This window comes from Paenibacillus apiarius (assembly GCF_017052585.1).
Classification (GTDB): Bacteria; Bacillota; Bacilli; order Paenibacillales; family Paenibacillaceae; genus Paenibacillus_B; species Paenibacillus_B apiarius.
Genome location: NZ_JAFFHZ010000001.1, coordinates 3,991,927 through 4,010,216 on the forward strand (window position 1 = coordinate 3,991,927; position 18,290 = coordinate 4,010,216).

16 protein-coding genes and 1 other annotated feature are annotated in these 18,290 nt (G+C 51.9%); of the genes, 13 read left to right on the plus strand and 3 right to left on the minus strand.

Annotation, left to right across the window (positions count from 1 at the left end; translation table 11 throughout):
* The first annotated feature begins 88 nt into the window (after positions 1-88).
* A complete protein-coding gene (locus tag JSQ80_RS17860; protein WP_240463708.1) occupies positions 89-1,633 on the plus strand; it encodes a LysM peptidoglycan-binding domain-containing protein in 1,545 nt (514 codons plus the stop codon).
* An 89-nt stretch (positions 1,634-1,722) separates the two neighbouring features.
* Here JSQ80_RS17860 and JSQ80_RS17865 read toward each other — a convergent pair whose 3' ends face one another.
* On the minus strand, positions 1,723-1,887 hold the full coding sequence (locus JSQ80_RS17865; protein WP_019422378.1) for a hypothetical protein: 165 nt from the start codon (positions 1,885-1,887) through the stop codon (positions 1,723-1,725).
* Positions 1,888-2,139: 252 nt separating this feature from the next.
* Positions 2,140-2,435: a binding site (T-box leader), on the plus strand.
* A 150-nt stretch (positions 2,436-2,585) separates the two neighbouring features.
* Here JSQ80_RS17865 and JSQ80_RS17870 point away from each other — a divergent pair.
* The 3 genes from JSQ80_RS17870 to murC all read left to right on the plus strand — a co-directional run bounded on the left by JSQ80_RS17870 (position 2,586) and on the right by murC (position 8,105).
* Positions 2,586-5,228 (plus strand): valine--tRNA ligase, encoded by a 2,643-nt coding sequence (locus JSQ80_RS17870; protein ID WP_206097649.1) that lies wholly within the window; start codon positions 2,586-2,588, stop codon positions 5,226-5,228.
* A gap of 92 nt (positions 5,229-5,320) precedes the next feature.
* Entirely contained in the window at positions 5,321-6,709 is a 1,389-nt protein-coding gene (locus JSQ80_RS17875; protein WP_206096198.1) for a bifunctional folylpolyglutamate synthase/dihydrofolate synthase, read from the plus strand.
* 7 nt (positions 6,710-6,716) lie between these two features.
* Positions 6,717-8,105, plus strand: coding sequence for a UDP-N-acetylmuramate--L-alanine ligase (gene murC / locus JSQ80_RS17880; RefSeq protein ID WP_206096199.1), 1,389 nt, complete (start codon positions 6,717-6,719; stop codon positions 8,103-8,105).
* A gap of 140 nt (positions 8,106-8,245) precedes the next feature.
* Here the strand turns inward: murC and JSQ80_RS17885 are convergent, their stop codons facing one another.
* Positions 8,246-8,470 carry an acetyl-CoA acetyltransferase gene (locus tag JSQ80_RS17885; RefSeq protein WP_206096200.1) on the minus strand — a complete coding sequence of 75 codons (225 nt, stop codon included), beginning with the start codon at positions 8,468-8,470 and terminating at the stop codon, positions 8,246-8,248.
* Between the two features lie 179 nt (positions 8,471-8,649).
* Between JSQ80_RS17885 and JSQ80_RS17890 the strand changes: the two genes are divergently transcribed.
* On the plus strand, positions 8,650-9,969 hold the full coding sequence (locus JSQ80_RS17890) for an SPOR domain-containing protein (RefSeq protein WP_206096201.1): 1,320 nt from the start codon (positions 8,650-8,652) through the stop codon (positions 9,967-9,969).
* Positions 9,970-10,111: 142 nt separating this feature from the next.
* On the opposite strand, the gene JSQ80_RS17895 is transcribed toward JSQ80_RS17890, so the two are convergent.
* Positions 10,112-11,059 (minus strand): aldo/keto reductase family protein, encoded by a 948-nt coding sequence (locus tag JSQ80_RS17895; protein WP_206096202.1) that lies wholly within the window; start codon positions 11,057-11,059, stop codon positions 10,112-10,114.
* A gap of 348 nt (positions 11,060-11,407) precedes the next feature.
* Here JSQ80_RS17895 and JSQ80_RS17900 point away from each other — a divergent pair, with 348 nt between their 5' ends.
* The 8 genes from JSQ80_RS17900 (at position 11,408) to JSQ80_RS17935 (ending at position 18,104) form a co-directional block, all read left to right on the plus strand.
* Positions 11,408-12,016 (plus strand): Maf family protein, encoded by a 609-nt coding sequence (locus tag JSQ80_RS17900; protein WP_206096203.1) that lies wholly within the window; start codon positions 11,408-11,410, stop codon positions 12,014-12,016.
* A 64-nt stretch (positions 12,017-12,080) separates the two neighbouring features.
* Entirely contained in the window at positions 12,081-12,767 is a 687-nt protein-coding gene (gene radC / locus JSQ80_RS17905; RefSeq protein WP_206096204.1) for a RadC family protein, read from the plus strand.
* 43 nt (positions 12,768-12,810) lie between these two features.
* Entirely contained in the window at positions 12,811-13,845 is a 1,035-nt protein-coding gene (locus JSQ80_RS17910; RefSeq protein WP_087436101.1) for a rod shape-determining protein, read from the plus strand.
* A 65-nt stretch (positions 13,846-13,910) separates the two neighbouring features.
* A complete protein-coding gene (mreC, locus tag JSQ80_RS17915; RefSeq protein ID WP_176392967.1) occupies positions 13,911-14,843 on the plus strand; it encodes a rod shape-determining protein MreC in 933 nt (310 codons plus the stop codon).
* On the plus strand, positions 14,843-15,370 hold the full coding sequence (gene mreD, locus JSQ80_RS17920) for a rod shape-determining protein MreD (protein ID WP_087436102.1): 528 nt from the start codon (positions 14,843-14,845) through the stop codon (positions 15,368-15,370). Before mreC ends, mreD begins: the two co-directional genes overlap by 1 nt.
* A 119-nt stretch (positions 15,371-15,489) precedes the next feature.
* Positions 15,490-16,146: a septum site-determining protein MinC gene (gene minC, locus JSQ80_RS17925; protein ID WP_206096205.1), complete on the plus strand. Its 657-nt coding sequence runs from the start codon at positions 15,490-15,492 to the stop codon at positions 16,144-16,146.
* 4 nt (positions 16,147-16,150) lie between these two features.
* Positions 16,151-16,945 (plus strand): septum site-determining protein MinD, encoded by a 795-nt coding sequence (gene minD, locus JSQ80_RS17930; RefSeq protein WP_019422365.1) that lies wholly within the window; start codon positions 16,151-16,153, stop codon positions 16,943-16,945.
* A 7-nt stretch (positions 16,946-16,952) separates the two neighbouring features.
* Positions 16,953-18,104 carry an FtsW/RodA/SpoVE family cell cycle protein gene (locus JSQ80_RS17935; RefSeq protein ID WP_087436104.1) on the plus strand — a complete coding sequence of 384 codons (1,152 nt, stop codon included), beginning with the start codon at positions 16,953-16,955 and terminating at the stop codon, positions 18,102-18,104.
* The last annotated feature ends 186 nt before the right edge of the window (positions 18,105-18,290 follow it).

The window sequence follows — 18,290 nt, forward strand, 5'->3', positions numbered from 1 at the left end:
TATAGATGAAGTAGTGAACCGAGTCTGACTTTGCAACAGCCAGCAAGATATGCACATTGTACCGTGTGAAGGCTGGGAACAAGGGCGGATGACCGATGAACTGCGGGAGGAGGAGCAGTCTGTGTATGATGAATCTTATGGTTTAAGATTTGATATTTATGAACGCGTGCATTTGTCTGACGATGTCGTCGGCATTGACCAATTGGAAGAGGTTGAATTGACACCGCATATTCAAGTCATTCCAGCCGGTGACCAAGTAACGGTGCGTGGCAGCTTGCTGCTTGCGGGTGCGTATGTAGGGACGGCAGGAGATGAGACTAGCCAGACACTTGAACATTGGATTCCTGTCGAGATTACCCTTCCACTGAACCGTATCCGAAGCTTGGACGACATTTCGGTAGACATTGAACATTTTGATGTCGATTTGCTGTCGACTCGAACGTTGAACATTACAGGCATCTTGTCTTTAAACGGGATTGCCATGGAGACTGCCGAACCGCCGGCATGGGAGCCTGAACAATTCACGGTCGTGCATCAGACAGATGCCGAGCGGGAAAAGGAAGAACCGTCGTGGCTGCGGGATTACGGCCAACCTTTTCAGACATCGCCTGCCATGGAGGAGAAGGGGGAGATTTCTTCCTTCTCGCCGGAGAATGAACGGCAGAGTGAAGTAGAACAAGCTTCCGCGCAGCACAATGCGGAGGAGGCAGAGCCAGATTCGGTGCCGCCGCCAGCAGAGGATGAACCCGCAGAGATACCGCGAACCGAAACTGTGGAGCAGGAGCCCGTGTCATGGACTTGGAGCCAGTCCCCTTGGTTGAGCGCAGTCGCTAACGAAGAATCCCCTGCCGTACAGCATAAGCAGGAACCGGATACAGAGAGATTCCCGGATGCATCGGAGACGAGGCAAGCGGAGGATGAGGCAGCGGACAGTGGCGCCGCGCTTGATTCCGCAGTCGCAGGCAGCCACAGCGATGAGGCTAATGCGGAATCGGCTGTCGAAGCGCCAGTGCCACAGCAACGCGAACCGGCAGCAGCTCCAGGCCCCGGCTCATCATTGTCGAAGCAACGCGAATCGGCAGCAGCTTCGAGCCCGGGTTCGAATCCATCTCCTGCGGCAGAAGCCGAATCGCATCATGCGGAATCGGCACAAGACGAAGATGCAGGCCGCGAGCAAGCGGTAGAGCAAGCCGATGCTGTTGCAATTGAAGAAGAGTCCGTTGCTGCAGCCGTTCAGCCGAAGCCGGAGATGAAGGTTGCCATCGGCAGCACGAAGCCGGCAGAGCCGGAAGCCGCACAGCAGCTTGGCTTCAGTTCCCTGCTGCAATCGAGCTATCAGACGAAGGAGAAGGAACGGGAAGCTCGAGAGGCGGCAGAGGAAGAGGCTGCCTTGAATGAGGCGCAGCAAAATACGGCAGGGGACGGCGTGAAGTGGCAGTCGCTCTTTTTGCAGCGGGTCAACCATGATACTGCATTTAAAAAGGTGCGGTTATGCATTGTTCAGCGGGAGGATACTCTTGAGACAATCGCAGACCGTTACCGTATGAACTCGCGAGAAATAGCACTGTACAATCGGCTAGCCGAGCCTAGCGTTACGGAAGGCCAAGTCTTGTATATTCCGATCTCCTCGTAATCCGATTTCACTGAGGATGTATAGCTCTCCATCAACAATAGACCCGTCCGGCTTCTCAGCGGACGGGTTTCTTGCTGCCACGGTATGGATTAATAGACGTCTAACAAAAAGCCGAGGTAAATCAGAAATAGCGCAAATAGCAAAAATACATCCAGTCCGCTTGGCAGAAGCAAGGTTCGAACGAATTGCAAGCAGATGAGAGGGAAAATGACACCTTTCACCGAATAGCGAATGCGCACCCACCAACGTTCCATTCATGGACCACCTCCCATAGTACATGTTATGAAAATGGAAATTCGGGATATGACTAATCTAAGAAGAGGTTGTTGAAAAAGTCCTCTTTTAATCAAGCGCCAATAGAGGGTGTTAGAAAAAACGCTTTTTATGGTTTTCTCAACCTCTTAAACGAATTGGAACTCGTCTATTGACTCATGCAAGGCGCAAAGGTAAAATATATCGTAAAAGTCTCAACCTTTTAAGTTTCAGTAAACGATGGATACATGTAAGCAAAGACGTTGATCAGGAGGAGTAAGCGCCAAGGCCCTTACAGAGAGCAGAGCGATAAGGTGCAACGCCTGCAGGAAGACCCGCGCTGAAGTCATCTGGGAGTCGCCCGTTTGAACGCATCACGGTAGTGTATGAGCGTTACGTTCATCATGTTCCGCATTTGCGCTAGGATGGGACGGTCGCAACCGTTACCTTGCAGTTGAAGAGCCGCCACGGTTAATCGGGCAATACATGCCCTTTATTTGAATGGCGGAATAAAGGTGGTACCACGGAAGCTAAACCTTTCGTCCTTTGCGACGTAAGGTTTTTTATTTTGCCGCATAGAAGCGAATTGTCCTTGCACATAGGACAGACAGTCGTTTCTGCTTGCGTTAAAGCAACACATTATATGATGACGTGCACGACGATAAACGGAGGGATTCCATTGTCAGAAAATCATGAACAAATGTCCATGCCGACAACGTACGACCCGAAGGCAGCGGAACAAAAGTGGTATGAATACTGGTTGAAGGGCGGGTATTTCAAAGCGGGCAACAACAAGGACGCACAGCCTTTCACGATCGTCATTCCGCCACCGAACGTTACCGGGATGCTCCATATCGGGCATGCGCTTGACTTTACGCTGCAAGATATCATCATTCGCTTGAAGCGGATGCAAGGTTTCGATGCGCTGTGGGTGCCAGGATCTGACCATGCGGGTATCGCGACGCAGACGAAGGTGGAACAGAAGCTGCGTGAAGATGGCATTTCCCGCTACGATTTGGGCCGGGAGAAATTTTTGGAGCAAGTGTGGGATTGGAAGGAGCATTATGCAGATACGATCCGCGGGCAATGGGCGAAGATGGGCTTGTCGCTAGACTATTCCCGTGAGCGGTTCACGCTTGATGAAGGGCTGTCCAAGGCCGTTCGCCATGTATTCGTCCAGCTGTACGAGAAGGGTTTAATTTACCGCGGAAAATACATTATTAACTGGGACCCGGCTGCCCGTACGGCACTGTCCGACATTGAGGTTGAGTATAAAGAGGTGCAAGGCCACCTTTATCATTTGCAATATCCTCTGCAAGACGGAAGCGGCTCCATTACGGTGGCCACGACCCGTCCAGAGACGATGCTTGGCGATACAGCGGTAGCGGTTCATCCAGAGGACGAACGTTATAAGCACATGATCGGCAAGATGTTGGTGCTTCCAATCGTCGGCCGCGAAATTCCGATTATTGCCGACGAATACGTTGACAAAGAATTCGGCAGCGGGGCCGTCAAGATTACACCGGCACACGATCCGAATGACTTTGAAGTCGGATTGCGCCACCAGCTGCCGCAAATTACGGTGATGGACGAATCCGGCAAGATGAACGAACAAGCAGCGCAATATCAAGGCTTGGACCGTGCGGATTGCCGGAAGCAGATCGTCAAAGATTTGCAGGAGCAAGGCGTGCTCATTCAGATTGAAGATCACGTGCATCAGGTCGGCCATAGCGAACGCAGCGGTGCTGTCGTCGAGCCGTACCTATCGACACAGTGGTTCGTCAAGATGAAGCCGCTGGCGGAGCGCGCGATTGAAGCGCAGAAGACCGGAGCAGGCGTCCACTTCGTACCTGATCGCTTTGAAAAAGTTTATTTGAACTGGATCGAGAACGTGCGCGACTGGTGCATTTCCCGCCAGCTCTGGTGGGGCCATCGCATTCCGGCATGGTACTGCGAAGACTGCGGCCATCTCCATGTAGCCAGCGAAGACGTAACGGCATGCTCTTCCTGCGGCAGCGCAAATTTGAAGCAGGATGAAGATGTGCTCGATACGTGGTTCAGTTCCGCGCTGTGGCCGTTCTCTACGCTTGGATGGCCTGAACAGGCGGATGACCTGCAGCGGCATTATCCGACAAGCGTGCTCGTAACCGGATATGATATCATATACTTCTGGGTTGCGCGCATGATCTTTACGGCACTTGAGTTCACCGATAATATTCCGTTCAAAGACGTTCTTATGCATGGCTTGGTACGCGACTCCGAAGGCAAAAAGATGTCGAAGTCGCTTGGCAACGGTGTTGATCCGCTTGATGTGATTGAAAAATACGGAGCGGACGCAATGCGCTTTATGATCTCAACGAGCAGCACGCCTGGTCAAGACTTGCGCTTCCGTTGGGAACGTGTAGAGCAGGCCCGCAACTTCGCCAACAAGATATGGAATGCGTCGCGATTCGCGCTCATGAACCTCGAAGGGATTACCTACGAAGATATTGACATTTCCGGGGAGCTCGGAACGGCGGATCGCTGGATATTGCACCGAATGAATGAAACGGCCCGCGACATTACGCGCTTGATGGATTCGTACGAATTTGGCGAAACGGGACGCGTGCTGAACAACTTTATTTGGGACGATCTGTGCGACTGGTACATCGAATTCGCGAAGCTCAGTCTGTACGGTGCCGATGAACAAGCGAAAAAGAAGACGCAGTCTGTGCTTGCATATGTGCTGGATCGCACGCTGCGCATGATTCATCCGTTCATGCCGTTCATATCGGAAGAAATTTGGCAGCATCTGCCGCATGACGGCGAGACGATTACGCTGGCCGCTTGGCCGACATATGACGCTAAGTTCGAATCGCCGGATGCGGTTCGCGAGATGACGCTTCTTATGGATATGATTCGTGCGGTGCGCAATATTCGCGCTGAAGTGAATGTACCGATGAGCAAAAAAATCGAACTGCTCGTGAAGCCGGTGGATGCCGGAACCGAGACGAATATTATGAGCAACGTAGAGTATATAGAACGCTTCTGCGGCACTTCCAAGCTGGAAGTGAGCCAGCAGATATCTGCTCCGAACAAGGCGATGTCCGCCATAGTAACCGGTGCCGAACTGTATCTGCCGCTTGCAGGGCTTATCGACATCGCTCAAGAAATCGCCCGCTTGGAAAAAGAAGTGGAGCATTTGAACAAAGAAGTGGAACGCGTTGACAAAAAGCTGTCCAACGAAGGCTTTATGGCGAAGGCGCCCGAGAAGGTCGTGGAAGAAGAACGTGCGAAGCAGCGTGATTACAGCGATAAGCGCGATAAAGTAATAGCCCGCATTGCCGAATTGAAAGAAGCTTAATCAATTTATGTAGATATGCGGCCGAACCTGATGGGATGCTGTTCTCATGACGGTTCGGTCGTTTGATGACATCATACAAAGGATGAGAAGCCATGTCGGAAATAAACGATCCGAACGAAACGGATATAACCGAGGTTCCCTTTACACGTGTAGAAGCAGCGATTGATTGGATTAATTCATTGATTCCTTTTGGCATACGCCCGGGTCTGGAACGCATCGAAGCGCTTATGGACAAGCTGGGCTCTCCTCACCGGCGCTTGAAATTTATCCACGTTGCAGGCACGAACGGCAAGGGATCGACCTGCGCTTTGCTGACGAGCGTGCTGCTTGCGAACGGATATGATGTTGGCACGTTCACTTCGCCTTATATCGAAAAATTTACGAACCGTTTTAAATATAACAATGAGGATATACCGGAAGAGACGCTGCTGCGCCTTGCGAATGAGCTCAAACCGCTGGTCGACGACATCGCGAATACGCCGCTCGGTTCGCCGACGATGTTTGAAGTGTCCACGGCTCTCGCTATTTTGTATTATGCAAATGTGGCTTATCCAGATGTCGTCGTATGGGAGACCGGCTTAGGAGGAAGACTCGATGTCACGAACATCGTCACGCCTATCGTGTCCATCATCACGAACATCGGTCATGATCATATGGACATCTTGGGTGATTCCATAGAGCAGATCGCGGCGGAAAAAGCGGGTATCATTAAGCCGGGAGTTCCTATTGTCACTACGGTCGAGCAGCCAGAGGCGCTCGAGATTATCCGCAAGACCGCAAGTGAGCGGAAGTCGACACTGTATGCATTGAACGAGCAATTCACGGTCGAGCTGCAGCATGCGGTTGAAAATGAGCAGATCTTCACGTTCTCCGGGCCGTTCCGCAGCATGGAGCAAATGGCCCTGACGTTAAACGGGGCCCATCAGTTGAAGAATGCTGCCGCAGCTTTAATGGCGTTGGAAGTTTTGCGTCAATATATGGCTTTCCTGCTTGATTACGAGGAAACGCGTGCCGGCATGCGCCGTGCGGCATGGCCGGGGCGCCTTGAGATGGTAAGCGGGCAGCCGCGTATGCTGCTCGATGGGGCGCATAATCCGGAGGGAGCAGAGACGCTTGCCCAAGCCTTGCGGGACACGTACCGTTATGAACGTTTGCATTTCATGATGGGGATGCTGTCAACAAAGCATCATCAGGATGTTCTGCGTCATATACTACCTTTAGCGGATACTATTATTTTTACCGAACCTGATTTCCGCAAGAAGATGAGTGCGGAGAACTTGAGTCATATTGCAGAACAATTGCTGGAAACAGCCTCGCGCAGACCACAGATTATCGTAGAGCCGAATTGGCGCGAGTCTCTAGAACGGCTCAAGGCGATGACTGAACCGGGCGATTTGGCGGTGGTCACCGGCACATTATATCTGATTGCGGACGTCCGCTCGTACGTCTTGCATCGGACCGAATCTGAAAAAGGTTGGTGAGTTCGTATTGAAGACGACGGAACATATTCATTTTATCGGCATCGGGGGCTATGGAATGAGCGCCATCGCTCGTGTCATGCTGGAAATGGGGTACACCGTCACGGGGTCCGATGTGGCCGAACAGGATTTGACGGAAAAATTAAGAGCGAAAGGCGCGACGGTGCATATCGGACATGATCCGGCATATGTGCAGAATGCCGATATCGTCGTGTATTCTACAGCTTGTCCCAAAGAGAACGTAGAGCGGGTCGCCGCTGAGGAACGCGGCGTCCCCGTGCTGCACCGCTCGCAGATGCTGGCGCGCCTGCTCAATGCGAAGAAGGGAATCGCAGTTGCCGGCGCGCACGGGAAGACGACAACCTCTTCCATGATCGCATTGGTGCTGGAACGCTGCGGCGTGAACCCGACCTATATTATCGGCGGGGAAGTTACGAACCTGGGAACGAATGCGCAGGCAGGCAGCGGCGAGTTCGTAGTGGCGGAAGCGGATGAGAGCGACGGTTCATTCTTGGCGTACCATCCGCATATCGCCGTAGTGACGAACATTGAAGCCGATCACTTGGAAAATTACGATGGGAACTTTGAACGCTTGAAAGCAGCCTACGTGCAGTTCCTGTCACAGCGCGATCCGAATGGATGCGCCGTGCTTTGCGCGGACGATGCTATCGTAAGCGCCATGCTGCCTCAATTAGGCGAAGGTGTTCTCACGTATGGCATTGAAGCGCCGGCCGAGTATATTGCTACGGACATTGTGGCCGAAGATCGCGGGATGGCTTTTACGATGAAACACCAGGATAAACCGTTAGGCACGGTTCGATTATCTATTCCGGGGAAACACAATGTGTTGAACGCGATGGCTACGCTTATCGTCTGCATGCAGGCTGGCGTGCCGTTTGCCGAGGCGGCAGAGGCCATTTACGATTTCATCGGAGCGAAACGCCGTTTTCAAGTCATTGGCGAAGTTCAGGATGTGCTAATCGTCGATGATTATGCGCATCATCCGACAGAGATCGAAGCAACCTTGATAGCTGCCAAAGCTACAAATCGGCGTATCATTGCCGTGTTTCAGCCACAGAGATATTCACGCACGTACTTTTTGTTTGACCAATTTAGCCGTGCGTTTCGTAATGCCGATGAGCTGATACTTACCGATATCTACTCTCCAGCCGGTGAAATGCCGATAGAAGGCGTGCACTCTTCGAAGCTGGTCGAGCGCATTCGCGAGAACAGCAATCAGAACGCGCAATACTTCGCGAGCAAGGATGATGCGCTGGAGCGCCTCAAATCACTCGTACGGCCGGGAGACATCGTCATTACGATGGGTGCGGGCGACATCTGGAAGACGGCGTACGGTTTGACAAAAGCGTTGAAAGAACAAGCGCAAGCTGATATATAGCAATAACAAAAAGACCATTCCGTAAAAAGCGGATTGGTCTTTTTGCTATTAGCCAGAGCAGGCACTGTCAATTGTATGCTTGTCCCTTTCGTTATGGACCAACGTCGAGCCGATGATCCGCTATGGTAATTCCTGCACGGTTAGTCTCTGTCCAAGCTGATTTCTCTGACGCTGGCATAAGCTATCCGACGGATGATGTTACGCCCCCTGCGGCGAATGCGCAAGCGGAACGTGGTCACTCCTGCCGACAGGATAACCCCTTCCAGATCCAAACCTCCGACTAATTCAACATCGACCCGCCGTCCAATGTTCCGCTCGACGAAGCGCCGCACTTCACGCGCGCTCATATTGTTGCTGACACCCATGTCGTCTCCTCCTTTACTCCGTTCTATCATTAATTTATGATGAGCTGCGAGATTCGGAAGCGACGTTTGCATGAAGTCATTCGCATGATTTGCGAAAAATGGCGTGGCACTGTTCTAGCGTCTTGCAATCTATCATATAACTGATAGTAATCAAGAGGACAAGGTGAGGTGTATAAAAGATGAGCGGAATAAATCCTAAGATGACGTTTCGGTTTCCGAAGCCTGAACCGATCGATGAGCACATACAGCCAATGGATGCGGTTGAAGAAAGCGGCAGCCCTTTTACACCATACATTGACAGCTCTGTCGAAACGGAGCCGATGAACGACAATGCGATCGTGGAGCCGCGTTTATCCAAGCAATCAGAAGAGACAGGGCGAGAACGTCTCCATGATGCGGCCGGCATCGCAAAACAAGACGGGGATATGTCGGAGGCCGACCAAATTGAGCGGTGGATACGTGAAGCGGATCATAAGCCGCTGTCTTATTCCTTCGACTCGTCTATAGAGGATCCGGCCGGAGCAACGTTGAGCGATCAGGGAGAACTGCTATGGCAGAGCGTGCATACGCGCACGAGAAGACCTTCTTTATGGAAAGTAATCGCCTCTGTCTCAGGGGCCGTAGCGACCGGAGCCGTGTTTGGCTTTTTGGCTCTCTCACTATTCAGAGGCGAAGTGACGATGCCGAATCCAGAAGCGTCCATTCCGACGCTTTCGAATGGGACAAGCGGGCAAGGCTCCGCGGTAAAGGCCGGGTCCGTGCCTGCGGATGGGAGTGGAGGGCAGAAGCATACGGTTGCCGCAGCGGAGCAGACTGCAGATGATAAGAAGACTGCAGAGCGTGCAGCGGCAACGGCAGGCGGGGTATATGTAACCGAAGTGAATATCCCGGAGAAAGCATTCTATATGCTGCAATATGGCGTGTTCGATCAGCCGGAGGGCGCGAAGAAGGCGGCCGCGGAGCTGCGTGAGCTCGGGCTGGCAGCCATGGAGGAGCAATCGAACCAGCATCGCGTCTATGCGGCCATTGCACAGGCGAAGGAGGATGCCATGGGATTGAGCCAGCTGATGAAAAACAATCAGGTCGATTTATATGTCCGCGAAATGAAGCGTCCCGCATTGGCAAAGCTGGCTTTCCAGGGGGATGCGGCTACTGTTGAGCAGTTCATTGCCCAGAGCGATAAGGTGAATGACTGGCTGATGTCGCAATCCATCGCTTATTTGGAGAAAAATGAGCTAAAAGCGTTCGATGGCGCTGCGACCGAGCAGCTGCGGCAGGAGCATTTAAAGTGGACGCAGCAGATGAACGGGGTGCAAAAGGGCCAGCCCGAGCAGTCCCTCAAGGGTTGGACGCAGCTCGTACAAGCGATGAATACGGCGATAAGCGCGGTAAATGAATACAATAAGCAGCCTTCTGCCTCGCACTTGTGGAGCGTTCAAGAGGCTGTCATGATCTATCGCACGGCAGAGAACAACTGGCTTGATACGATGAAGGCGTGATATTGCGGTTGCGTGAGGAAGCTTCGGGACAGTGTTCAAGGCATCAAGCGATTCTTAAGCAGGTGTCAGGTCCGGCAAACGGTCCTTCTGCAAGCCATTCAGAGAGCGAAGGGCTTGCAGAAGTTTTTTTGTCCATTGAACCTTATGTGTCTGCGTTCAGCACGGACTCGATGCGCGCCACCACTTCGTCGGACAGCTGTACGCCGGAAGCCATGGCATTTTCCTTGATTTGTTCCGGGCGGCTTGCGCCGACTAGCGCGCTGGAGACGCACGCTTGCCGCAGAATCCATGCAATGGCCAACTGTCCAACCGACAACTGAAGCTCCTGCGCAATGGCGGTGAGCTGCTTCACCCGCTCGATGCGTTCTTCCGTAATGCCTTTGCGAATCCCCTCAAGCCTCGCCGCCCGGCTGTCTGCCGGGAAGTCCGTTGCCGAGTTGTACTTGCCCGTAAGAAGCCCTTGCGCGAGCGGAGAATACACGACCTGGCCGATGCCGTGCTGTTCCCCGTATGGAATGACTTCTTGCTCGATGCTGCGTTGGAACATGTTATACACCGGTTGGTTGACCACGATGCGATCCAGCAAATAACGATCCGCGATTGCAAGCGCGTCTGCCATTTGCGAGGCCGTCCACATGCTGACGCCCACATAGAGCACTTTCCCCTGACGAATGAGGTCGTCCAACGCGCGCAGCGTTTCTTCCATGCGCACTTGTGGATCAAAGCGGTGACAATAATAAATATCGATATAATCATGGCCCAATCGCTTCAAGCTGGCGTTGCACTGCTCCACAATGTGCTTGCGGGACAGACCGCGATCATTCGGGCCGTCTCCCATGTCGCCGAACACTTTGGTTGCCAGGACGTAAGATTCGCGAGGGTAGGATTTAAGCGTCTCGCCGACCACTTTCTCTGCTTCCCCTCTCTCATACACGTTGGCCGTGTCAAAGAAGTTAATGCCTATATCGTAGGCGGTTCGTATCGCTTGCACGGCATTTTCGCGTTCGACATAACCGCCGTATGTGAGCCAGCTTCCCAGGCTGATTTCACTTACCTTCACGCCGCTCTTGCCCAATCTCCGATATTGCATCTTCGTTGCCTCCTGAATCGTTCAATTTGACATCGCTGCCCGCAGGGCGGACTGCGTGCCAGGTTCCCTTCTCAATTGTAAAAGACGGCCTGCCATTTGGAAAGTGCTGCATCCATATCATCTGCATTCTTCACGATAATCGGCGCAAGAAGTTTCAGAATTTCCCTCCGTAACTTTAGGCAGGTCATTGACGTCTAACCAATATGGATAACAGTTTTATAATTTTCCACTAATTCCCTTCTCTTTATTGGCGGTATCATGAAAGGAATCGTTTGTTTCAGAAGAAATTTCCGCGTATAATAGAAAAAGGTGTCAAAAAATGGCGAGGAGCGAATGAGAACATTGAATATGAACTTTCAACAATTCGACCGCTCTCTTATCGTCTTGGCGTCTTCTTCACCGCGGAGGCAAGATCTAATCAAGTCGTTAGGACTGCCCCATGTGGTACAGCCAAGCGATGCGGATGAGACCGTACCGGCCGGCTGGGCCCCTTCCCGAATCGTGGAGGAGCTCGCCCTGCGCAAGGCGCAAGCGGTAGCCCGTGAACGGCACGCGTCCGGAGAAGGCGGCATCGTCATCGGCTCTGATACGATCGTGGTGCTTGATGGAACAGTATTGGGCAAGCCTCGAGATGAAGCGGATGCGGAACGAATGTTAACCTCGCTGCAGGGGCGCTCGCATGAAGTATACACCGGGGTCGCCCTCGTCCGTGCCGAAGACGGCCGTCAAGAAGTGTCCCACAGGGTCACGACCGTTCATATGACCGCATGGACGCAAGAACAGATCGGTCGCTATATCGCTACGGGGGAGCCGATGGACAAAGCGGGATCCTATGCCATTCAAGGCGTTGGCGCCACGTTGGTCACTGGCATTGAAGGCTGCTACTTCAATGTGGTTGGCTTGCCGTTATCGTTATTGACGGATATGCTTAAGATGTTCGACATTATCATCCCGTAATCGGTAAGGCAATCAAACGTTTTGACAGACGCCGTAATTCCCTGTCATTAAGGAGGTTGTTGAAATGGCGCAAAGTCCACTTCTTCGCGACCTTCCCCATGATGAACGTCCGAGAGAGCGCATGATGCAGTATGGGGCGGAAGCGTTAAGCCATTCTGAATTGCTAGCCATTCTGCTGCGCACAGGAACGCGGGACGAATCCGCAATCATGCTGGCGCAGCGCATCTTGAATCGGGTGGGACATTTGCGGCATCTGCAGGACTTATCGATTACCGAGCTGACGAATATCCGCGGAATCGGACTTGCGAAAGCGATTCAGCTGAAAGCAGGCTTAGAGCTCGGACGGCGCATGGCGCGTTCGCGTCGGGAAGACGCCGTCACAATTCGACGTCCGCAGGATGCGGCAGATCTGTTAATGGAATCGATGCGTTACTACCAGAAGGAACACTTCGTTTGCCTCTTCTTGAATACGAAAAATCGAATTATGGCACGGGAGACGATTACGATAGGCATTTTGGATGCTACCCTTGTCCATCCGCGCGAAGTATTCCGCGCAGCAATGAAGCACGGAACCGCATCCATCATCTGTGCCCATAATCATCCAAGCGGCGATCCGACACCGAGTCCGGAAGATGTGGCTCTGACAAGACGGTTAATGGAAGCAGGGGAAATTGTCGGAATCGAAGTGCTTGACCATCTGGTTATCGGAGATAACCACTATGTGAGTTTGAAGGAACGCGGGCTCATGTAATATAATGATTGAGATTGAAGGTTATAAAAAGGAGATTGACATCATGTTGGGTGGCTTTACTAAAGATTTAGGAATCGATTTGGGAACTGCAAATACATTAGTTTATATCCGCGGAAAAGGCATCGTCGTGCGCGAGCCGTCTGTCGTTGCCATTCGCACTGATACGAAGACAATTGAAGCGGTGGGCGAAGCCGCGAAGAAGATGATCGGCCGCACGCCGGGCAACATCCGTGCCATTCGTCCGATGAAGGACGGCGTCATAGCGGATTTCGATACGACCGCGACGATGATTAAGTACTTTATTCGGCAAGCGCAGAAGCAGCGTTCGCTGTTCCCGCGCCATCCGAACGTGATGGTATGCGTGCCTTCCGGCATTACGGCGGTCGAGCAGCGCGCGGTGGAGGATGCGACGAAGCAAGCGGGCGCCCGCGAAGCGTACACGATTGAAGAGCCATTCGCAGCTGCAATCGGCGCTGACCTGCCCGTATGGGAGCCGACAGGAAGCATGGTTGTCGATATCGGCGGCGGCACGACGGAAGTGGCTGTCATCTCGCTCGGAGGCATTGTAACGTGCCGCTCGGTTCGCGTAGCGGGTGATGAGATGGATGAGGCCATCACCCAATACATCAAGCGCCAATACAATCTGATGATTGGCGAGCGCACGTCGGAACAGTTGAAGATGGACGTCGGATCGGCAATGGAACTGGATGAAGTGGAGAAAATGGAGATTCGCGGTCGTGACCTTTTGACGGGTCTTCCGAAGACGCTCACGATTTCTTCCAATGAAATTACGGAAGCGTTGATGGATACCGTAAGTTCGATCGTAGAAGCCGTAAAAGTGACGCTGGAAAAATGCCCGCCGGAGCTTGCGGCGGATATTATGGACCGGGGGATCGTACTGACGGGCGGGGGCGCTCTGCTGCGCAACTTGGACAAACTGCTTGCAAGCGAAACGGGAATGCCGGTCATCGTGGCGGAGAATCCGCTTGATTGCGTTGCCATCGGTACAGGCCGCGCGTTGGATAATATTCATTTATTTAAGGGGCGCAGCAGCTCTGCTCTTCGTTCCAGACGATAATACGGCGTCATAATGGCGTTGCGGATTCCCGCGCCGGTTTGTTCCAACGGCGCGGGCTCTGATTTATGGGGGAACAAGTACCGCTTTACGATGAGAAGGTGTTGACACTGTTTAAGCTGTTGGGGAACAAGCGATTATTTATTATGTTGTTCGGACTTATATTATTTATTGCGCTGATGGGCTTTACTCTCGGGGGACGCTTGAACCTGTCATGGCCGGAGAAATTTGTGCATGATACCGTCACCTTCGTGCAGCAGATTTTTTATAAACCTGCAGCCTATGTTTCTGAATTTATTGAAGATGTATCCAATCTAAAAGATGTGCATGAGGAGAACGAGCGCCTCAAGATCGCCGTGGCTCAATATACGCGCGACAAAGCTCACTACAATGCCATCCAGGCGCAGAACGAATCGCTGATGGAGGCCTTGAAGTTCACCGAACGGCAGAAGAAGCTGAACCTTCCTTATGAATACCGGATTGCTCAGGTGACGTCCATTAACGTGGCGGATCCGTTCAACCAGACGATCAACGTCAATCTTGGGTCCAAGAATGGCGTTCGTCAAGGAATGCCCGTTATCTCGGTGGAAGGGGTCGTCGGTATGATTAGCCGCGTGTACGAATTCTCTTCGACCGTACAGCTGCTGACCAATCTGGATGACAAGGATCCGAGCTCCCGGCCCATTTCGGCGACGATTATGGGCAAAGAGAAGAAATCTTTCGGCATGATTGAATCATACGATCACAGCAGCGGCACTTTTTCCATGACACGCATCGAAGAAGATGACGAAATCGCCGAAGGGGATACGGTCGTCTCATCAGGAGAAGGCGGCATCTTTCCGAAGGGGCTTATTCTCGGGACGGTCATTTCCATCAATATCGGGGAATTCGGTCTCACTCGGACGGCGACGGTGCAGCCGGCGGCGACATACCGTGATTGGCGCGAACTGTTCATCGTCATTACGCCGGATCTGAACGAGACGGGAAAAGAGGCCAAGTGATGAACCGTAACTGGATGATCGGATTCATGTTCATTCTCTTCCTGCTGGAGGGGACGGTGATGCCCGTATTGATTCCGGATGCATGGCAGGGGCGCATCGTGCCGCAGTTCGTATTCATGGTTATACTTTATCACGCAGTATATCAACATCGGCACACCTCGCTGCTGATGGGATTGGGATTCGGGTTTCTGCAAGATATCGTATATTATGGCCACATGATTGGCCCGCATGCTTTTAGTATGGGACTATTGGGATATTTGGTCGGACTTCTGTTCACGTCCCGCAATGCCACTTTATTTACGATGATGGCGATTGCGGTATTCGGAAGCTTTGCGCACCAGACGATTCTGTTCGCTGTTTATTCGCTGTTCGGCATCAATCACATGACGTACGAGTATGCTTTGTTTGATTTTATGATACCGAGCTTGTTCGTGCAGTTAGTGTTCGCGTTAGCGATTTATGTTCCGATGCGGACATGGTTTGACCGTCTGTCGGGAAAGGCATCTGCCGAAGATGAACAAGGCTAACAGCCGTCTTGGAAGCTTCAATTCCGGGCGGCTGATGCCATTTTTAAATGTTTCGTTACTTTCTAGCAGGAACTTTCCTCTTCCGTCACGAAAAAGATAACCTTGGGGAGGGAACATTCATGACGGCCAAGCCATTGGTAACCATTAAAGGCATGAAGGACGGCCTTGTGTTCCTGCTTGACGATGAGTGTGAATTTACGGACTTGTTGCGCGAATTGCGTGACAAGCTTGAGCATACACCGCATTTTTTCGACGGACCGATTGTATATGTCGATGTCAAGTTAGGGGCCCGTTCCGTCACGGACGAGCAGAAGACAGAAGTACTGGACATTTTAAGACAACGGGGAAATTTGCTCATTCGATCGTTGGAATCCGATGCCGACGTGAAGACAGAAGCGCAAGGATACCGCGTTCATACGATGACTGGAATTGTGCGCTCCGGACAAATATTGCGCCATGATGAGCATTTATTATTTTTAGGCGATGTCAATCCGGGCGGAATGATTATAAGCAGCGGAGACATTTTCGTGTTCGGCGCTCTTCGGGGCACAGCGCATGCAGGAGTGGAGGGGGATTCGTCCTCCGTCATTGCAGCGTCATTGTTCGCTCCGACGCAGCTCCGCATTGCGGATGTCATCAGTCGTCCTCCGGATGAATGGGGTGTCGCACAAGCGCATATGGAGTTTGCTTACGTGCATGACGGCATCATGCAGATCGATAAAATTTCGCAGCTTCATCGTGTTCGCAAGGACATCAATTTGTTCAAAGGAGTGTAGAAGAATGGGAGAGGCAATCGTCGTCACTTCGGGTAAAGGCGGCGTTGGCAAGACGACGACGTCGGCCAATTTAGGTACAGCGCTTGCTTTGCTCGGCAAAAAAGTGTGCATGGTCGATACGGATATCGGCCTGCGTAACCTGGACGTCGTGATGGGGCTTGAGAATCGCATCATCTATGATATTTGCGATGTGGCAGACGGTCGTTGCCGATTGAATCAAGCGCTCGTCAAGGACAAGCGATTTGACGAACTGTACATGCTGCCTGCGGCGCAAACCAAAGACAAGCTTGCCGTGTCGCCGGAGCAAGTCAAAGACATTATATTAGAGCTGAAGAAAGAATTCGAATATATCATTATCGATTGCCCGGCAGGCATTGAGCAGGGCTTCAAGAACGCAATCGCGGGGGCGGATCACGCCATTGTCGTGACGACGCCGGAGAACGCGGCGGTACGGGATGCGGACCGGATTATCGGCCTGCTTGAAAATGCAAGCATCGGCTCGCCTAAGCTCGTGGTGAACCGCATTCGCGCCAATATGATGAAGAGCGGGGAAATGCTTGATTTAGACGATATTTTACAAGTGTTGAATATTGATTTGTTAGGGCTTGTGCCTGATGATGAAATGGTAATCAAGGCGGCGAATGCAGGCGAACCAACGGTCATGAACCCGGATTCCCGCGCTGCAATGGCTTACCGCAATATTGCCCGCCGCATATTGGGAGACACGGTGCCGCTCATGCCGCTTGAACAGAAAAAGGGCGTGTTCACCCGGATGAAGAAGTTTTTGGGAATGGGATGAGTGAGCAGTGCTGAACAAATTTAAAAGAATTGACTGGGTTATTGTTGGCATTTTGCTTGTTTTTTCCGTGTTCAGCCCGCTTGTAATTCTTAGTGCGACGCATGGTGATCCGACCTTTGAAGGAACGGCGATGAAGACGGTATTTTATTTCATTATCGGCTTTGTGCTGATGTTCGCTGTCGCTTTGTTCGATTACCGCTGGCTGCTCAAAAGCTGGCCGATTACGATGGGGATTACGGTAGTTTTGCTTATAGGGGTATTCTTTTTCGGACAAAATTTGAACGGGGCAATCGGCTGGTATAAGCTTCCCGGGGGGATGTCATTCCAGCCTGCGGAGCTTGCCAAAATTACGCTTATCTTTGCGCTGGCGCAGCTGCTCGGCAGAAGAGACGGCGATCCGCTAACCTTTACGAAAGATCTGCTGCCGATTATCGCCGTGACCTTGGTTCCGTTTCTGCTTGTCGTCAAGCAGCCCGATTTGGGGAACGCCGTTATTTACATTGTAATCTTGATCGGGATGCTATGGATAGGCGGCATGAAATATCGTCATGTCCTGTTGGCAAGCTTGTTGGCCGCCGTTATGTTCGTTGCCGTCTTTTTTGCCTTTACCACCTTTCGGGACGAGGTGAGAGGCTTTTTTAAAGACGTCATTCAGCAAGAGCATTGGTTTACGCGCATCGATACGTTGATTAATCCGAAAGATGCGACCAACGATGCCAAGCACCAGTCGAATTATGCGATGATCGCCATCGGCTCTGGAGGTTTGAGCGGGGATGGTTACATGCAAGGGGAATTGAAACGGCGCAGCTTTATTCCGTATACTTATTCCGATGCCATTTTCGTCGTCATTGGAGAAGAGTTCGGGTTCCAAGGCTCCTCGGTGCTGCTTCTGTTCTATTTTTTGTTAATATACAGGATGATACTTATCGCCTTCCAGTGTTATGACTTGAGAGGTTCATACATGATAATCGGGATTGTCTCCATGTTCGTATTCCAAATCTTCGAGAACATCGGAATGATGATAGGCATTATGCCGATTACCGGGATTACGCTGCCATTCATTAGTTACGGCGGTACGTCGCTCATCTTGAATATGTTTTGCATCGGTCTTGTTATGAGCATACGCATTTATCAAGAAAAATATCAGCTTGAGCCTTAATTGCCAGGCTGCCAAAGGTTCCGCATTTTGACCCTCTTCGGGAAGGTCTGATGCGGGGCCTTTTTTTGTAGAGCGCGACTCGTGCGCGCTCATGGTGCCTGTCCAAAAATGATACTTATGAACAACTTGAATATAGGATAGCTTGTTCATAACCGATTGGGGCTTGTCATACACATGAGATATACA

Excerpts from the sequence above, each read along its gene's own strand:
- JSQ80_RS17885 (WP_206096200.1), bottom strand. The coding sequence starts at position 8,470 with ATGGGTGTCAGCAACAATATGAGCGCGCGTGAAGTGCGGCGCTTCGTC.
- minD (WP_019422365.1), top strand. The coding sequence starts at position 16,151 with ATGGGAGAGGCAATCGTCGTCACTTCGGGTAAAGGCGGCGTTGGCAAG.
- JSQ80_RS17870 (WP_206097649.1), top strand. The coding sequence starts at position 2,586 with ATGTCCATGCCGACAACGTACGACCCGAAGGCAGCGGAACAAAAGTGG.
- JSQ80_RS17895 (WP_206096202.1), bottom strand. The coding sequence starts at position 11,059 with ATGCAATATCGGAGATTGGGCAAGAGCGGCGTGAAGGTAAGTGAAATC.
- JSQ80_RS17900 (WP_206096203.1), top strand. The coding sequence starts at position 11,408 with ATGAACTTTCAACAATTCGACCGCTCTCTTATCGTCTTGGCGTCTTCT.
- JSQ80_RS17910 (WP_087436101.1), top strand. The coding sequence starts at position 12,811 with ATGTTGGGTGGCTTTACTAAAGATTTAGGAATCGATTTGGGAACTGCA.
- radC (WP_206096204.1), top strand. The coding sequence starts at position 12,081 with ATGGCGCAAAGTCCACTTCTTCGCGACCTTCCCCATGATGAACGTCCG.
- mreC (WP_176392967.1), top strand. The coding sequence starts at position 13,911 with ATGGGGGAACAAGTACCGCTTTACGATGAGAAGGTGTTGACACTGTTT.
- JSQ80_RS17865 (WP_019422378.1), bottom strand. The coding sequence starts at position 1,887 with ATGGAACGTTGGTGGGTGCGCATTCGCTATTCGGTGAAAGGTGTCATT.
- JSQ80_RS17860 (WP_240463708.1), top strand. The coding sequence starts at position 89 with ATGACCGATGAACTGCGGGAGGAGGAGCAGTCTGTGTATGATGAATCT.
- JSQ80_RS17875 (WP_206096198.1), top strand. The coding sequence starts at position 5,321 with ATGTCGGAAATAAACGATCCGAACGAAACGGATATAACCGAGGTTCCC.
- mreD (WP_087436102.1), top strand. The coding sequence starts at position 14,843 with ATGAACCGTAACTGGATGATCGGATTCATGTTCATTCTCTTCCTGCTG.
- minC (WP_206096205.1), top strand. The coding sequence starts at position 15,490 with ATGACGGCCAAGCCATTGGTAACCATTAAAGGCATGAAGGACGGCCTT.
- JSQ80_RS17890 (WP_206096201.1), top strand. The coding sequence starts at position 8,650 with ATGAGCGGAATAAATCCTAAGATGACGTTTCGGTTTCCGAAGCCTGAA.